This window comes from Streptomyces pseudoechinosporeus, assembly GCF_054783935.1.
The window spans coordinates 44,884-60,540 of the sequence record NZ_BAAGPS010000009.1; the positions used below are offsets into that span (position 1 = coordinate 44,884).

Sequence of the window (15,657 nt, forward strand, 5' to 3'; positions counted from 1 at the left end):
CCGCACATGAGCACGCCCTACCCGTTCACCGCAATTGTCGGGCAGGAGGACCTGCGGCTGGCGCTGCTGCTCAATGCGGTTTCACCCCAGGTTGGTGGCGTGCTCGTGCGCGGTGAGAAGGGGACTGCGAAGAGCACGGCTGTACGCGCGTTGTCGGCACTGCTGCCCGAGGTGGACGTCGTCCCTGGGTGCCGTTTCTCATGTGCCCCAGGCTCCCCCGACCCTGCATGTCCCGATGGGCCGCACGAGGCTGGCTCCGGCGCCTGGCGCCCGGCTTGGATGGTCGAACTGCCCGTTGGCGCCTCCGAGGACCGGCTCGTCGGCGCGCTGGACATCGAGCGTGCCCTCGCGGAGGGTGTGAAAGCCTTTGAACCCGGTCTCTTGGCTCAGGCTCACCGCGGGATTCTGTACGTCGACGAGGTCAATCTTCTGCACGACCACCTGGTCGATCTGCTGCTGGACGCGGCCGCAATGGGCGCCTCGTACGTGGAACGAGAGGGCGTCTCCGTGCGGCATGCCGCCCGGTTCCTCCTCGTCGGGACCATGAATCCGGAAGAGGGCGAACTGCGGCCACAGTTGCTCGACCGGTTCGGGCTGACGGTCGAAGTGGCGGCCTCTCGGGAGCCCGATCAGCGGGTGGAGGTCGTGCGCAGGCGGCTCGCGCACGACGACGATCCGGACGGATTCGCAGCACGCTGGGCCGACGAGGAATCCGCGGTACGTGCGCGGATCGTGGCCGCGCGTGAGCTGCTGCCGTCCGTACGGCTCGGCGACGGGGCGCTGAGGCAAATCGCGGCGACGTGTGCCGCGTTCGAAGTGGACGGCATGCGGGCCGACATCGTGATGGCGCGGACGGCCACGGCGCTGGCCGCGTGGGCCGGCCGTACCGACGTACTCGCGGAGGACGTACGGCAGGCCGCACTGCTCGCGTTGCCTCACCGTCGGCGCCGGTCGCCCTTCGACGCGCCCGGTCTCGACGAGGACAAGCTCGACGAAACGCTGGAGGAGTTCGGCGGCGGGGACGACTCCGGCGACGAGGATCCGGATCCGGACGGGCCCGGCGGTGGCGGGCAGCCGCCGCAGGACGGCCCGGACGGGGATGACTCCCCCGCCGCGGATGTTCCGGTGCAGGGCGAACCCTCGGAGGGCGACGGGCAGGCGCCGACAGCACCCGGCGGCGGTGAGCAGTCTCCCGCACGCGCTGCCGAGCCGTTTCGTACCAAGGCGCTGAGCGTGCCCGGACTCGGCGAGGGTGCTGCCGGGCGGCGGTCCCGGGCGCGGACCGAGCACGGGCGGACCACCGGGGCCCGGCGGCCCCAAGGGGCGCTCACCAAGCTGCACTTGGCGGCGACCGTGCAGGCCGCGGCCCCGCATCAGCGGGCTCGGGGACGGTCGGGGCCCGGCCTTGTCGTACGACGCGACGACCTGCGGCAGGCAACCAGAGAGGGCCGCGAATCCAATCTCGTCCTGTTCGTCGTGGACGCCTCCGGATCCATGGCCGCGCGGCAGCGGATGAGCGCGGTGAAGGGGGCCGTGCTGTCGCTGCTGCTCGACGCGTATCAACGGCGGGACAAGGTGGGGCTGGTGACCTTCCGGGGGAAGGACGCCGAGGTCGCGTTGCCGCCGACCTCGTCGGTGGACGCGGCGGCGGCCCGGCTGGAGTCGCTGCCGACGGGTGGGCGGACACCGCTGGCCGCTGGGTTGTTGAGGGCCCATGACGTGCTGCGGGTGGAGCGGCTCAGGGATCCCGCGCGGCGTTCACTCGTCGTCGTGGTGACGGACGGGCGGGCCACAGGTGGGACCGAGCCGGTCGCGCTCGCCGGTCGCGCGGCGCGGCTGTTCGCGGCCGACGGGGTCGCGTCCGTGGTCGTCGACTGCGAGTCGGGGCCGGTGCGGCTCGGGCTCGCGGGGCAGCTCGCGGGTGAACTCGGTGGTACGGCAGTCACGTTGGACGAGCTGCGGGCCGACTCGATCGCCGGGCTTGTCAGGGACGTTCAGGGCAGCAGGGGCAATGGCAGGAGGGCCGCGTAATGCCGCAAGGACAGCCGAGTGTCGTACCGGATGACGGATTGACGACTCGTCAGCGGAGGAATCGTCCTCTCGTCGTCGTGCATACGGGGATCGGCAAGGGCAAGTCCACCGCCGCCTTCGGGCTCGCGTTGCGGGCCTGGAATCAGGGGTGGCCGATCGGGGTGTTCCAGTTCGTGAAGTCGGCGAAGTGGAAGGTCGGCGAGGAGAACGCGCTCAGGGTCCTCGGTGCCTCCGGTGAGGGCGGGTCCGTCGACTGGCACAAGATGGGTGAGGGCTGGTCCTGGGTGCAGCGCGACTTCCAGATGGACAACGAGGAGAAGGCCCGCGAGGGGTGGGCGCAGGTCAAGCGGGACCTCGCTGCCGAGACGTACAAGCTGTATGTCCTTGATGAGTTCGCGTACCCCATGCACTGGGGGTGGGTGGATGTCGATGAGGTCCTGGCGGTGCTTCGGGATCGGCCGGGGACGCAGCATGTGGTGATCACCGGGCGGAACGCGCCCGAGAAGCTCCTCGACTTCGCCGATCTCGTCACCGACATGTCCAAGGTGAAGCATCCGATGGACGCCGGTCAGAAGGGACAGAGGGGCATCGAGTGGTGATTTCCGTCCCTCGGCTGGTCATTGCCGCGCCGTCTTCCGGCAGCGGCAAGACCACTGTTGCTACGGGGCTGATGGCGGCGTTCGCCTCGCGGGGGCTTGCCGTGTCTCCGCACAAGGTGGGGCCCGACTACATCGATCCCGGGTATCACTCGCTTGCCGCTGGGCGGGTGGGGCGGAATCTCGATGCGTATCTGTGTGGGGCGGAGTCGGTGGCTCCGTTGTTCGCCCATGGTGCGCGTGGGTGTGATGTCGCTGTTGTCGAGGGTGTGATGGGGCTGTACGACGGGGCCGCCGGGGAGGGGGAGTTGGCCTCCACCGCTCAGGTGGCGAAGTTGCTGCGGGCGCCGGTGGTGTTGGTCGTGGATGCGTCTTCGCAGGCTCGGTCGGTGGCTGCGTTGGTGCATGGGTTTGCTTCCTGGGATCCCGAGGTGCGGGTTGCCGGGGTGATTCTCAACAAGGTCGGGTCCGAGCGGCATGAGGTGATGTTGCGGGAGGCGTTGGACGAGTCGGGGGTGCCGGTGCTTGGCGTCCTGCGGCGGGCTCGGCAGGTGGGCACTCCTTCTCGGCACCTTGGGCTGGTGCCTGTTGCCGAGCGGCGGGCGGAGGCTGTTGAGGCGGTCGGTGCCATGGCCTCGCTGGTGCGGGAGGGGTGTGATCTGTCTGCGCTGCTTGCGGTGGCGCGTAGTGCGCCTGCGTTGTCGGGTGCGGGTTGGGATCCGGCTGAGGTGGTGGCCTGCGGCGCCTTCTCCCCAGCCCCGCCCCTTCCCGAAACTGGGGGCTCTGCCCCCAGACCCCCGTATCGGCCTGAACGGCCTCGTCCTCAAGCGCCGGACGGGCTGATTGGTGCCGGCCTGGGCTCAAAAGACCCGGCCAAGTCGAAGGCCCCCGCCGTCGCCGTCGCCGGAGGCCCCGCCTTCACCTTCTCCTACGCCGAGCACGCCGAACTGCTCGCCGCCGCCGGAGCCGAAGTCATCACCTTCGACCCGCTTCATGACGAGCAACTGCCGGACGGAACGGCCGGGTTGGTCATCGGAGGCGGGTTTCCGGAGGTGTACGCCGCCGAGCTGTCCGCCAACGAACCCCTGCGCAAAGCCATAGCCGACTTGGCGTTCAGCGGCGCTCCCGTCGCCGCCGAATGTGCCGGTCTCCTCTACCTCTCCCGTGAGCTCGACGGTCAGCCCATGTGCGGCGTGCTGGACGCGACCGCCCGTATGGACGAGCGGCTGACCCTCGGGTATCGGGACGCCGTGGCCGTGAGCGACAGCGTGCTCGCCGTAGCCGGGACACGGATGCGCGGGCACGAGTTTCACCGCACCGTCGTCGAGCCCGGCGCGGGGGTCGCTCCCGCCTGGGGGCTCCACGCTCCGCAGCGGCGGGTCGAAGGTTTCGTACAACAAGGTGTGCACGCGAGTTATCTGCACACGCACTGGGCGTCCGCACCCGGCGTCGCCCGTCGGTTCGTGGAAAGGTGCCGGACGTCATGAGCAGCAGACTGATCGGAGTCGGAGTGGGGCCCGGGGACCCGGAGCTCGTGACCGTCAAGGGGGTCAACGCTCTCCGCGCGGCGGACGTGGTCGTCGTTCCCGTCATGGCTGCATTTGATGGAAAAGACGGGGGCGAGCGCGGGCGCGCCGAGGCCACCGTGCTGCACTACGTGCCCGAGGAGAAGGTCGTACGGGTCGTGTTCGCGCTCAACGAGCGGTCGGACCGGGCGCGGCGCGAGGCTGCCTGGGATGCGGCCGGTGCACGGGTGGCCGAGCTGTTGCGCGCCCACGGAACGGTCGCCTTCGCGACCATCGGCGATCCGAACGTGTACTCCACGTTCACCTATCTCGCGCAGACCATCGAGGAGTTGGTCCCGGGTACGGTCGTCGAAACGGTGCCCGGTATCACCGCCATGCAGGATCTCGCCGCCCGCTCCGGTGCCGTACTGACCGAGGGCACCGAGCCGCTCACCCTCGTCCCCGTCACGGCCGGCTCCGCCGTGCTGAAGGATGCGCTGGGCGGTCCGGGCACGGTGGTGGCGTACAAGTTCGGCCGCCTCGCGGAGGAAGTGGCCGCCGCGCTGCGGGAGACCGGGCGGCTCGATGACGCGGTATGGGGTTCCGCACTGGGCCTGCCCGACGAGTCGATCCGCCCCGCGGCCGACCTGGACGGCACTCCCCTGCCCTACCTGTCCACCCTCATCGCCCCAGCTCAACGCAACGGCAAACGCGGCGGCAAGCTGTGACAACCGCAGTCGCTGATCACTCGTAGCCCTCGCAGGACTCGCAGAACCCATGGAGAGGACCCACCCCATGCCCGACGCCCCCACCCCCAAGGTGACCTTCGTCGGCGCCGGGCCCGGCGCAGCCGACCTGCTCACGTTCCGCGCGGCCGGCGCCATCGCCGAGGCCGACATCGTCATCTGGGCGGCCAGCCTGGTGCAGGAGGAGGTCCTGGAGCACGCGCGCGAAGGAGCGGAGATCCTCGACTCGGCGACCATGTCGCTCGAGGACGTCGTGGCCGTGTACGAGCGGGCCGCAGCGGAAGGCCTGAAGGTGGCCCGCATCCACTCCGGCGACCCGGCCCTGTGGGGCGGCACGCAGGAGCAAGTCGACCGGTGCAAGAACATCGGTATCGAGACCGAGATCATCCCTGGCGTCTCCTCCTTCTCCGCCGTCGCCGCCTTGGCGCAACGCGAGCTGACCATCCCCGAGATCGCCCAGTCCGTGATCCTCACCCGCCTCGGCGGCGGCAAGACGCCCATGCCGCCGGGCGAGGAGGTACGCGAGTTCGCCCGCCACGGCACCACCATGGCGCTGTTCCTGTCCGCCGCCCGCAGCGGCCAGCTCGTACGGGAGCTGCTGGAGGGCGGCTACCCGACGACGACGCCGGTCGTGGTCGCGTACCAGGCGACCTGGCCCGAGGAGCTGATCGTCAAGTGCACGATCGGCACGCTGGAGGAGACCGTCAAGGAGCACAAGCTGTGGAAGCACACGCTGTTCCTGGTCGGCCCGGCCCTCGACGCGCACGGCACACGCTCGCACCTCTACCACCCGGGCCACTTCCACGGCTTCCGCAAGGCGGACCCCGAGGCCCGTAAGGCGCTGCGTACGCGAGGTGCCACACCATGATCACAGTCGTCGGTACGGGAACGGGGTCGCCCCTTCCTCCGGACGCCGAGGCCAAGTTGGCCGGGGCGACGCTCGTCGTGGGCGCCCGTCGGCATCTGGCGGCGGCCCGCCTGCCGGACACGGCGGAACGGATCACCCTCGGTCCGCTGCCCCCCGCCCTCGACGCGATCGAGCAGCACCTGAAGAAGCCCGCGCACCACGCTGATCAACAGCGGGTCGTCGTACTGGCCTCCGGAGACCCTGGCTTCTTCGGCATCGTACGAGCGCTCGCCGACCGCTTCGGCGCCCACACCCTGGACGTGCGCCCCGCTGTCTCGTCCGTCGCGACCGCCTTCGCGCGCCTGGGTCTGACCTGGGACGACGCGGTCGTGGTGAGCGCCCACGGCCGGGACCCACGAACCGCGGTGAACGTCTGCCGGGCCCACCCCAAGGTGGCGGTGCTGACCGGCCCGGGCGCCGGGCCCGCGGAACTGGGCGCCGCGCTGCAATCGCAGTCGAGCGAGCGCGTCCTCGTCGTGGCCTCGGCCCTGGGCTCTGGCCCGGACGAGCGCGTCGAGCGGGTCACGCCCGCCGAGGCCGCCGCCCGCGACTGGGGAACGGCGGTCAGCGTCGTGCTGTGCCTCGACGAGTCACGCGCCCTCTCCCCCGTACGCACGATCGCCGGGCCACCGCCCGGGCCCACCCAATGGGCCTTGGACGAGGGCGAGTTCACGTACCGCGACTCGATGATCAGCAAGTTCGAGGTACGGGCCCTGGCGCTGGCCCGGCTCGGGCCTCGGCTCGGGGATCACGTCTGGGACATCGGCGCGGGCTCCGGCTCGGTCGCCGTGGAGTGCGCGCGGCTCGGGGCCGCCGTGACCGCTGTAGAGAAGAGTGGGGACGGCGTGGAGCGCGTACGGGCCAACGCAGCCGCGCATGGCGTCGACGTGACCGCCGTGCAGGGCGTCGCGCCCGCCGTACTGTCCGAACTCCCCGATCCCGACGCCGTGTTCATCGGCGGCGGCGGGCGTGAGCTGCCCGCGATCGTGACGGACTGCGCACGGCGGGCGCGGCGGGCAGTCGTGGTGGCGATGGCCGCGCTCGACCGGGTTCCGGCGGCACGGGAGGCGCTGCTGGCCGCCGGGTTCGACTGTGACGGCGTACTCCTGCAGTCGTCCCGGCTCGCGCCGCTGCCTGGGGACGTGACCCGGCTCGCGGCGACCAATCCCGTCTTTCTGCTGTGGGGCGTCAGGCCCCCGGCGCGTACCGAGGGAGTTGCTCAGTGATCGGCCTGATTTCGGCGACGGTGGCGGGTGCCAGGGCCCGTGAACGGGTGGCCGCGGCCTGGCCGGATCGCACCCGGGTGTACGACGGCCCGGTGGGCGATGCCGTGCGGCGGGCCTTCGCGGAGTGCGAGCAGTTGGTGTGCTTCCTGGCAACGGGGGCTGTTGTGCGGCTCGTTGCGCCGCTGTTGGAGGACAAGGCGTCCGACCCCGGGATCGTGTGCGTCGACGAGGGCGGACGGTTCGCCGTCTCGCTCGTCGGCGGGCACGGGGGCGGCGCCAATGAACTCGCGTGCGCGGTGGGTGAGTTGCTCGGCGCGCAGCCCGTGGTGACGACGGCGACGGACGCGGTCGGGGTGCCCGGCCTCGACACGCTCGGTTTTCCGGTCGAGGGGGAGGTCGCCGCCGTGTCGCGGGCCCTGCTGGATGGGGAGCCCGTCGCCCTGGAGGCGGAGGTGCCGTGGCCCCTGCCACCGCTTCCCATCACCCCGGCAGGTCAGTACACGATCCGCGTCAGCGACCGGCTGGCCGAGCCCGCCGCGCACGAAGTCGTCCTCCGCCCGCCGTCCCTCGTCGTCGGCGTCGGCGCTTCCAAGGGCGTGCCCATGGACGAGGTGTTGGCGAACATCGAGGACGCCCTGCGCGATGCCGGCCTCTCCGCGAAGTCCCTCGCGGAACTCGCCACCGTCGACGCCAAGGCCGACGAGCCCGGCATCGTGGAGGCAGCCGCCCGCCTCGGCGTTCCCCTGGTCACGTACTCCGCCGAGGAGCTGGCGGCCGTGGCCGTGCCCAACCCGTCGGACGCCCCGCTTGCCGCCGTCGGTACGCCCTCCGTGGCGGAGGCCGCCGCGCTCGTACGGGGCGGCGAACTCCTCGTACCCAAGCGGAAGTCGGCCGGACAGGCCGGACAGCCCGCGATGGCGACCTGTGCCGTCGTACGGCGTCCGTCCCGCGGCCGACTCGCCGTCGTCGGGCTCGGTCCCGGAGCGCGCGACCTCCTCACCCCACGCGCCAGGGACGAACTGCGCCGCGCCTCTGTGCTCGTCGGCCTCGACCAGTACGTCGACCAGATCCGCGACCTGCTCCGCCCCGGCACCCGGATCCTTCAGTCCGGGCTCGGTGCGGAGGAGGAACGGGCCCGAACCGCCGTGGCGGAGGCCCGACTTGGTCATGCGGTGGCGCTGATCGGCAGCGGGGACGCGGGTGTGTACGCGATGGCCTCGCCCGCGCTCGCGGAGGCGTCCGACGACATCGACGTGGTCGGAGTGCCGGGAGTGACCGCCGCGCTCGCGGCCGGGGCGATCCTGGGGGCGCCGCTCGGCCATGATCATGTGTCGATCAGCCTGTCCGACCTGCACACGCCGTGGGAGGTCATCGAGCGGCGGGTACGGGCCGCCGCGGAGGCGGACATCGTGGTGACGTTCTACAACCCCCGTAGCCGGGGCCGTGACTGGCAGCTTCCCAAGGCGCTCGCGGTCCTCGGCGAACACCGGGAGCCGACGACGCCCGTGGGTGTCGTACGCAACGCCTCGCGCCCGGACGAGTCCAGCCGCCTCACCACGCTCGCCGAACTCGACGCGGCCACCGTCGACATGATGACGGTCGTGACGGTGGGCAACACGGCGACCCGTGAGATCGCGGGCCGCATGGTCACGCCGCGCGGCTACCGCTGGCAGGAGGAGGCCAGGTGAACCGCGTCGTACACCCCATTGAGGCGGAGTCCTTCCGGCGGCTGCGCGCCCGGCTCGACACCTCGCACTTCCCACCGCTGACGCGGGCGGTCGTGGAGCGGGTGATCCACTCGGCGGCCGACCTCGCGTACGCGGACGATCTCGTCATGGACGAGGCCGCGTTGGAGAAGGCGCATGGCGCGCTGCACGACGGGGCGCCCGTCGTGGTGGACGTGGAAATGGTCGCGGCGGGAATCACCCGGCGCGAGACCGTGTGCCGGCTGAAGGACGCCGGGTCCGGTCCTGGGCTGACCCGTTCGGCGCATGCGATCCGGCTGGCGTACGAGCAGGTCGGGCCCGGTGCGCTGTGGGTGATCGGCTGCGCTCCGACCGCGCTGGAGGAGCTGCTGACGCTGGACGCCGCTCCGGCGCTCGTCATCGGTCTGCCCGTCGGTTTCGTCGGCGCGGCCGAGTCCAAGGCCGCGTTGCGGGAGAGCGGGCTGCCCGCCGTCAGCAACGTCTCCGAGAAGGGCGGTTCGGCGGTCGCCGCGGCGGCGCTGAACGCCCTGCTGTATCACCCCGTACCCCCATCGCACCCCGTACACCCCGTATCCGAGGCCTCTGCGCCCCTGAAGGAGAAACCGTGACCACGTCCCAGCCGCCCGCCCTGCTCATCGCCGGACACGGCACCCGGGACGACGCGGGCGCCGAGGCCTTCCGTGACTTCGTACGGGAGTTGGGCCGCCGCTCCCCTGAACTCCCCGTCGCGGGCGGCTTCATCGAGCTGTCCCCGCCGCCGCTCGGTGACGCCGTGACGGAGCTGGTCGAGCGAGGGGTACGCCGTTTCGCCGCCGTACCGCTGATGCTCGTGTCCGCCGGGCACGCCAAGGGCGATATTCCGGCGGCGCTGGCCCGTGAGAAGGAACGGCACCCAGGGATCTCGTACTCGTACGGGCGCCCGCTCGGCCCGCACCCCGCGCTGCTCACCGTCCTTGAGCGACGGCTCGACGAGGCGCTCGGGGCTACGGCTCGCACGCCCTTCGACCGGGCCGATGTCACCGTCCTCCTCGTCGGGCGCGGCTCGACCGACCCGGACGCCAACGCGGAGGTCCACAAGGCGGCGCGGCTGCTGTGGGAGGGGCGGGGGTACGCGGGCGTGGAGACGGCGTTCGTGTCGCTTGCGGCGCCGGATGTGCCGTCCGGCCTCGACCGCTGCGTGAGGCTGGGCGCCCGCCGGATCGTCGTGCTCCCCTACTTCCTCTTCACCGGCATCCTGCCGGACCGGGTGCGGCTGCAGACCGAGGGCTGGGCGGCGGCGCACCCGGAGATCGAGGTACGGTCGGCCGAAGTCATCGGCCCGGAACCGGAGTTGCTCGACCTGGTGATGGAGCGCTACCGGGAGGCCGTGGCCGGCGACCTCCGGATGAACTGCGACTCCTGCGTCTACCGCATCGCGCTGCCGGGCTTCGAGGACAAGGTGGGCATGCCGCAGCAGCCGCACTTCCACCCGGACGACGACGATCACCACCACGGTGATCACCACCACGGCCATGCACACTCCCATGCCCACTGAGGGAACCGAGGACCGGGCGCACGACCTCCGTCACCACGGTGACGCCGAGGTACGCGACGACGGCTCGGCCCTCGTCGACCTCGCCGTCAACGTCCGCGCCGACACGCCCCCGACGTGGCTGCGCGAGCGAATCGCCGAGTCGCTGACCGGGCTGGCCGCCTACCCGGACGGCCGGGCCGCGCGCGCGGCGGTGGCCGCCCGGCACGGGCTCCCCGTGGAACGCGTACTCCTCACGGCGGGCGCGGCGGAGGCCTTCGTGCTGCTCGCCCGCTCCCTGAAGGTACGTCAGCCGGTGGTGGTGCACCCGCAGTTCACCGAGCCGGAGGCGGCGTTGCGGGACGCGGGTCACACCGTGGACCGGGTGCTGCTGCGGGAGGAAGACGGCTTCCGCCTCGACCCGTCGGCCGTCCCCGAGGACGCGGACCTGGTGGTGATCGGCAACCCGACCAACCCCACGTCCGTCCTCCACCCGGCGGCCACGATCGCCGAACTCGCCCGCCCCGGGCGGACGTTGGTGATCGACGAGGCGTTCATGGACGCGGTACCGGGTGAGCGCGAGGCCCTTGCCGGACGTGTCGATGTCCCCGGCCTGGTGGTACTGCGCAGCCTCACGAAGACGTGGGGTCTGGCCGGGCTACGGATCGGCTACGTGCTCGCTCCTCCGGAGATGATCGCGGACCTGGAACGCGCCCAGCCTCTCTGGCCAGTCTCCACGCCGGCCCTCGCGGCGGCGGAGTCCTGCATGTCCCCGCGGGCCCTCGCGGAACAGTCCGACGCGGCCCGCCGGGTCGCTGCGGACCGGGCCCATCTCGTCGCGGGGCTCAAGGAGTTCGCCTCCGACGGGTTGGCTGTGGCCGAGCCCGCGGAGGGTCCCTTCGTCCTCGTACGACTCCCACGCGCGGCGGCCGTACGCCACCACCTGCGCACCCTCGGCTACGCGGTGCGCCGCGGGGACACGTTCCCGGGGCTGGGCGAGGAGTGGCTGCGGCTGGCGGTACGGGACCGGGCTACGGTGAACGGCTTCCTGCAGGCGCTGGACCGGGCGATGACGCTGGCGGGCCGCTGACGGTGGAGAGCTCTTCAGACGCGGCGGTGGTCGGCCATGTCGAAACGGGGCTCCTCGGTGCGGGTGCGCTTGACCTCGTAGAAGCCCGGCACACCGGCCATCAGCAGGAAGCCGTCCCATAGCCGTCCGGCCGTCTCCCCGGTGGGTGCCGGGGAGACGACCGGACCGAAGAAGCCGACCCGTTCGCCGTCCGTCCCGGTGACCGAGACCACCGGGGTGCCGACATCGCCGCCGGCCAGAGTGATGGCCTGGGCGTGTGAGGAGCGGACCGCCTCGTCGTAAGCGGTGGACTCGGCGACCTCGGCGATCTCCTGCGGCAGCCCGGCGTCAGCGAGGGCCGCCTCGAGGCCGCCCCAGTCGCCCTGAAGGTGGAAGCGAGTGCCCATCGCGGTGAAGAGGTCACCGAGCGCCTGCTGGCCGAACCGCTGATCCACCGCGGCGCACACCCGCACCGGCGCCCACATGTACTCCTCCCACTCGCCCTCCGGGTTGTCGTCCCGATGCTCGTTGAGCACCGAGAGGCTCATCAACCGCCAGCGGATGATCACCGGTCGGACCTTCGTCACCTCCACCATCCACCGTGAGGTGATCCACGTGTACGGGCAAACGGGGTCGAACCAGAAGTCGACGGTCCGCGGTTCGGTCATCTATTCGGCTCCTCGGTGGCCGGCTCGGGCTCGGATGACGGCGTCGCTCACTCTTGACCCTTCGTAGGGTGCCCCGGGCGTTCAACCCCTAGCCCGCCACCTTCCCGTTCAGCACCACCCTCCGCGGAGCGGCCAGCACCCGCACATCCGCCCGCGGATCCCCGTCGTACACCACAAAGTCCGCAGGCGCCCCCTCCTCCAGCCCGGGCCGCCCCAGCCACGCACGCGCCCCCCACGACGTGGCCGACAGCGCCTCGACCGGCGGAATCCCGGCGGTCACCAGCTCCGCCACCTCCCCGGCCACCAGCCCGTGGGCGAGTGAACCGCCGGCGTCGGTGCCGACGTACACCGGGATGCCCGCGTCGTACGCGGAGCGCACGGTGTCGTAGCGCCGCTCGTGGAGCCGTCGCATATGGGCGGACCAGCGCGGGAACTTGGACTCGGCGCCGTCCGCGAGGCGCGGGAACGTGGCGATGTTGACGAGGGTGGGGACGATGGCTACGCCGCGCGAGGCGAAGAGGGGGATGAGGTCCTCGGTCAGGCCCGTGGCGTGCTCGATGCAGTCGATGCCCGCCTCGACCAGGTCCCGCAGGGAGTCCTCGGCGAAGCAGTGCGCGGTGACGCGCGCGCCGAGGCGATGAGCCTCGGTGATGGCCGCCTCGACCGCGTCTCGCGGCCAGCAGGCGCTCAGGTCTCCCGTTCCGCGGTCGATCCAGTCGCCCACCAGCTTCACCCAGCCGTCACCACGCCGGGCCTCCTGGGCGACGTAGGCGACCAGGTCGTCGGGCTCGATCTCCCACGCGAAGTTACGGATGTAGCGGCGAGTGCGGGCGATGTGGCGGCCGGCCCGGATGATCTTCGGGAGGTCGTCGCGGTTGTCGATCCAGCGGGTGTCGGAGGGCGAACCGGCGTCCCGGATGAGGAGGGTGCCGGCGTCGCGGTCGGTCAGGGCCTGTTTCTCGGAGACGTCGTCCGGCACCGGGCCATGGGTGTCGAGCCCGACGTGGCAGTGCGCGTCGACGAGTCCGGGCAGCGCCCAGCCCTGGACGGTACGGACATCACGGGCGCCGACGGGACGCTCGTACGAGACTCTGCCGTCGATCACCCAGAGTTCGTCCCGGGCGTCGTCGGGGCCGACGAGCACCCGCCCCTTCACATGCAGCACCGCGTGGTCGCTCATGTGCTGCACTTTAGTCAGCCGGGTGCTAATCCCCCTTGCCCACCTGCTCGGAGACCTCTTCCTCCACATCGGCCATCGCGGGATCGAGCAGCCGGGACAAGAAGTGCCTCGTCCGCTCGTGGGCCGGGTTGCCGATGACCTGCTCGGGTGTGCCGTCCTCGACGATCGCGCCGTCGTCCATGAAGACGACCCGGTCGGCGACCTCGCGCGCGAAGGTCATCTCGTGCGTGACGACCATCATCGTCATGCCCTCGTTCGCGAGCATGCGCATCACCGCGAGCACGTCGCCGACGAGTTCGGGGTCGAGCGCGGAGGTGGGCTCGTCGAAGAGCATCACCTCGGGGCCCATGGCGAGCGCACGGGCGATCGCCACGCGCTGCTGCTGCCCGCCGGAGAGGGAGGAGGGATACGCGTCCGCCTTCTCGGAGAGGCCGACGCGCCGCAGGTTGTCGGCGGCCACCTTCGCCGCCTGCGCCTTGTCGCGGCCCAGTACGCGGCGCTGCGGCAGGGCGAGGTTCTCGGTCACCGACAGATGCGGGAAGAGGTTGAACTGCTGGAAGACCATGCCGATCCGGCGGCGTACGGCGTCGATGTCCACGTCGGGGTGGGTGACTTCGGTGCCACCGACGAAGACCTGGCCCTTGGTGGGCTCCTCCAGGAGGTTCACGCAGCGCAGCAGCGTGGACTTGCCGGAGCCGGACGGGCCGATGACGCACACGACCTCGCCGCGGCCGATCTCCAGGTCGATGCCGCGCAGCACCTCGTTGTCGCCGAAGGACTTGTGCAGACCGCGGACTTGGATCTCTGGCGTACCGCTCGTACCGCTCGTGCTGCTCACTTGGTGGCCTCCCCGGCCTTCGCCTCAAGACGGCGTACGACAAAACCGAGCGGGACCGTGACCAGCAGATAGCACAGGCCCGCGACCAGGATCGGCGTGGAGTTGGCGCTCTCGCTCGCCAAGTCCCGGCCGAACTTGGCGAGTTCGCGCTCCTCGAGGGTGACGCCGAGAAACAGCACCAGCGAGGAGTCCTTGAAGAGAAGGACGAGTTCGTTGGTGAGCGGCGGGATCACGATGCGGAACGCCTGCGGGATGACGATCGAGGCCATGGCGCGCGTATGCGAGAAGCCCAGCGAACGAGCCGCCTCCATCTGCCCTTTGGGCACCGCCTGGATGCCCGCACGGATCGTCTCCGCCATATACGCGGCGGCCACCAGACCGAGCGCGAGGGCGACCTTCCCGTACGTACCACCGGGGATCTCCGTGCCCGGGAAGGCCAGCGGCACGGCGACGCCCACGAAGATGAAGATCAGCAGGGCGGGCAGTCCGCGGAAGATCTCGATGTAGATGCCGGCGAGCCAGCGGTACGGACCCACCGGCGAGAGCCGCATGAGCGCGATGACCATGCCGAGGACGAGGCCGAAGGCGAAGCCGGACAACGTGTAGAGCACGGTGTTGCGCAGCGCCAGCGTGATGATGTCCGGGAACAGTTCCTTCGCCAGGTCGGCCTGGGCGAACTGGTTCTGCAGCCGGTCCCAGTCGGCCGTGACGCCGAGGGCGACCAGGGCGGCGACGAAGACCGCGTACTGGACGCCTCGCGAGACGACGCGCTTCTGACGTCTGGTCAGGCCCTGCTTGCGGGGCTGGACCTGGGTGTCGGCCTTGCTCATGAGGCGGCGGACGGGGAAGCGGAGGCGGCACTCTGGTCGTACGGGCCGATCCACTGCTCGTACAGCTTCTTGTACGTGCCGTCGGCCTTCGCGTCCCCCAGCGCCTTGTTGATGGCCTCGACGAGCTCGGTGTTGCCCTTCTTCACCGAGAAGCCGTACTGCTCACCGGTGTTGAGGTTGTCGACGACCTCGAAGGCGTCGGCGTTCGCCTTGTCCTTGAGCCAGCCCTGGACGACCGGGTAGTCGATGACGACGGCCTGGACCTGGCCGGTGCGCAGGCCGTTGAGCACCGCGTCGGAGCTCTCGAAGGAGACCGGGTCGAAGCCCTTGCTCTTCGCGTACTCCTCGCCCGTCGTCTGCGCCTGGGCGCCCAGCTTCTTGCCCTTCAGAGCGTCGAAGGAGCCGATGCCGCTCTTCTTGTCGACGAGGACGGCCTGGGTGGCGTCGAAGTACGGGTCGGAGAAGTCGACGTTCTTCTTGCGCTCCTCGGTGATCGTCATGCCGGCCGCGGCGAGGTCGCACTGCTCGGAGTTGAGGGACCCGCCAGTCTTGAAGTTCTCGAAGGGCTGGTCGAGGATCTCCTGCTTCACACCCAGGTCCTTGGCGACCAGGTCGATCAGCGAGACGTCGAAGCCCTGCACCTTGCCGTCGATCTCCGACTGGAAGGGCGGGTACGGCAGATGCGTGCAGGTCGTGAGCTGCCCCGCCTTGACAAGGCCGACCCCCTTGACGGTCTCGCCTCCCCCGTCGCCCGAGGAGCAGCCGGCCACGAGCAGCAGCCCGGCCATCGCGGTGGTGGCGGCCAGAATGCGGGTCCGGCGTCCGGGGACCGTGTTCACGGAGAC

The 15,657-nt window shown here is 71.0% G+C and carries 15 protein-coding genes; 10 read left to right on the top strand and 5 right to left on the bottom strand.

Features of this window, described 5'->3' with window-relative positions; all coding sequences use genetic code 11:
* Positions 1–6 precede the first annotated feature (6 nt).
* The 10 genes from ACYVO6_RS11730 to cobC all read left to right on the top strand — a co-directional run bounded on the left by ACYVO6_RS11730 (position 7) and on the right by cobC (position 11,317).
* A complete protein-coding gene (locus ACYVO6_RS11730) occupies positions 7–2,031 on the top strand; it encodes a putative cobaltochelatase (RefSeq protein ID WP_461060116.1) in 2,025 nt (674 codons plus the stop codon).
* Positions 2,031–2,630, top strand: a complete 600-nt coding sequence (cobO, locus tag ACYVO6_RS11735) for a cob(I)yrinic acid a,c-diamide adenosyltransferase (RefSeq protein ID WP_461060117.1) — start codon at positions 2,031–2,033, stop codon at positions 2,628–2,630. The genes ACYVO6_RS11730 and cobO overlap by 1 nt, the downstream gene beginning before the upstream one ends.
* Entirely contained in the window at positions 2,624–4,114 is a 1,491-nt protein-coding gene (locus tag ACYVO6_RS11740; protein WP_461060119.1) for a cobyrinate a,c-diamide synthase, read from the top strand. Before cobO ends, ACYVO6_RS11740 begins: the two co-directional genes overlap by 7 nt.
* Complete coding sequence (cobI, locus tag ACYVO6_RS11745; protein WP_461060121.1) at positions 4,111–4,860, top strand: precorrin-2 C(20)-methyltransferase; 750 nt, start codon at positions 4,111–4,113, stop codon at positions 4,858–4,860. The genes ACYVO6_RS11740 and cobI overlap by 4 nt, the downstream gene beginning before the upstream one ends.
* Positions 4,861–4,927: 67 nt before the next feature.
* Positions 4,928–5,746 carry a precorrin-4 C(11)-methyltransferase gene (cobM, locus tag ACYVO6_RS11750; protein WP_461060123.1) on the top strand — a complete coding sequence of 273 codons (819 nt, stop codon included), beginning with the start codon at positions 4,928–4,930 and terminating at the stop codon, positions 5,744–5,746.
* Entirely contained in the window at positions 5,743–7,011 is a 1,269-nt protein-coding gene (gene cbiE, locus ACYVO6_RS11755; protein WP_461060125.1) for a precorrin-6y C5,15-methyltransferase (decarboxylating) subunit CbiE, read from the top strand. Before cobM ends, cbiE begins: the two co-directional genes overlap by 4 nt.
* Positions 7,008–8,699 carry a precorrin-3B C(17)-methyltransferase gene (cobJ, locus tag ACYVO6_RS11760; RefSeq protein ID WP_461060126.1) on the top strand — a complete coding sequence of 564 codons (1,692 nt, stop codon included), beginning with the start codon at positions 7,008–7,010 and terminating at the stop codon, positions 8,697–8,699. Before cbiE ends, cobJ begins: the two co-directional genes overlap by 4 nt.
* Positions 8,696–9,325 (top strand): precorrin-8X methylmutase, encoded by a 630-nt coding sequence (locus ACYVO6_RS11765; RefSeq protein ID WP_461060128.1) that lies wholly within the window; start codon positions 8,696–8,698, stop codon positions 9,323–9,325. The genes cobJ and ACYVO6_RS11765 overlap by 4 nt, the downstream gene beginning before the upstream one ends.
* Positions 9,322–10,251 (top strand): sirohydrochlorin chelatase, encoded by a 930-nt coding sequence (locus ACYVO6_RS11770; protein WP_461060130.1) that lies wholly within the window; start codon positions 9,322–9,324, stop codon positions 10,249–10,251. The genes ACYVO6_RS11765 and ACYVO6_RS11770 overlap by 4 nt, the downstream gene beginning before the upstream one ends.
* A complete protein-coding gene (gene cobC / locus ACYVO6_RS11775; protein WP_461060132.1) occupies positions 10,241–11,317 on the top strand; it encodes an Rv2231c family pyridoxal phosphate-dependent protein CobC in 1,077 nt (358 codons plus the stop codon). The genes ACYVO6_RS11770 and cobC overlap by 11 nt, the downstream gene beginning before the upstream one ends.
* Before the next feature lie 14 nt (positions 11,318–11,331).
* Here cobC and ACYVO6_RS11780 read toward each other — a convergent pair whose 3' ends face one another.
* The 5 genes from ACYVO6_RS11780 to ACYVO6_RS11800 all read right to left on the bottom strand — a co-directional run bounded on the left by ACYVO6_RS11780 (position 11,332) and on the right by ACYVO6_RS11800 (position 15,651).
* Positions 11,332–11,964: a mycothiol-dependent nitroreductase Rv2466c family protein gene (locus ACYVO6_RS11780; RefSeq protein WP_461060134.1), complete on the bottom strand. Its 633-nt coding sequence runs from the start codon at positions 11,962–11,964 to the stop codon at positions 11,332–11,334.
* A gap of 88 nt (positions 11,965–12,052) precedes the next feature.
* Positions 12,053–13,144 carry an amidohydrolase family protein gene (locus tag ACYVO6_RS11785; protein ID WP_461060136.1) on the bottom strand — a complete coding sequence of 364 codons (1,092 nt, stop codon included), beginning with the start codon at positions 13,142–13,144 and terminating at the stop codon, positions 12,053–12,055.
* Between the two features lie 25 nt (positions 13,145–13,169).
* Positions 13,170–13,982 carry an amino acid ABC transporter ATP-binding protein gene (locus tag ACYVO6_RS11790; protein WP_461060138.1) on the bottom strand — a complete coding sequence of 271 codons (813 nt, stop codon included), beginning with the start codon at positions 13,980–13,982 and terminating at the stop codon, positions 13,170–13,172.
* Positions 13,979–14,812 carry an amino acid ABC transporter permease gene (locus tag ACYVO6_RS11795; protein WP_461060140.1) on the bottom strand — a complete coding sequence of 278 codons (834 nt, stop codon included), beginning with the start codon at positions 14,810–14,812 and terminating at the stop codon, positions 13,979–13,981. Before ACYVO6_RS11795 ends, ACYVO6_RS11790 begins: the two co-directional genes overlap by 4 nt.
* A complete protein-coding gene (locus ACYVO6_RS11800; protein WP_461060142.1) occupies positions 14,809–15,651 on the bottom strand; it encodes a transporter substrate-binding domain-containing protein in 843 nt (280 codons plus the stop codon). The genes ACYVO6_RS11795 and ACYVO6_RS11800 overlap by 4 nt, the downstream gene beginning before the upstream one ends.
* Between the last annotated feature and the right edge of the window lie 6 nt (positions 15,652–15,657).

Excerpts from the sequence above, each read along its gene's own strand:
- ACYVO6_RS11730 (WP_461060116.1), top strand. The coding sequence starts at position 7 with ATGAGCACGCCCTACCCGTTCACCGCAATTGTCGGGCAGGAGGACCTG.
- cobO (WP_461060117.1), top strand. The coding sequence starts at position 2,031 with ATGCCGCAAGGACAGCCGAGTGTCGTACCGGATGACGGATTGACGACT.
- cobI (WP_461060121.1), top strand. The coding sequence starts at position 4,111 with ATGAGCAGCAGACTGATCGGAGTCGGAGTGGGGCCCGGGGACCCGGAG.
- cobM (WP_461060123.1), top strand. The coding sequence starts at position 4,928 with ATGCCCGACGCCCCCACCCCCAAGGTGACCTTCGTCGGCGCCGGGCCC.
- cbiE (WP_461060125.1), top strand. The coding sequence starts at position 5,743 with ATGATCACAGTCGTCGGTACGGGAACGGGGTCGCCCCTTCCTCCGGAC.
- cobC (WP_461060132.1), top strand. The coding sequence starts at position 10,241 with ATGCCCACTGAGGGAACCGAGGACCGGGCGCACGACCTCCGTCACCAC.
- ACYVO6_RS11780 (WP_461060134.1), bottom strand. The coding sequence starts at position 11,964 with ATGACCGAACCGCGGACCGTCGACTTCTGGTTCGACCCCGTTTGCCCG.
- ACYVO6_RS11785 (WP_461060136.1), bottom strand. The coding sequence starts at position 13,144 with ATGAGCGACCACGCGGTGCTGCATGTGAAGGGGCGGGTGCTCGTCGGC.
- ACYVO6_RS11795 (WP_461060140.1), bottom strand. The coding sequence starts at position 14,812 with ATGAGCAAGGCCGACACCCAGGTCCAGCCCCGCAAGCAGGGCCTGACC.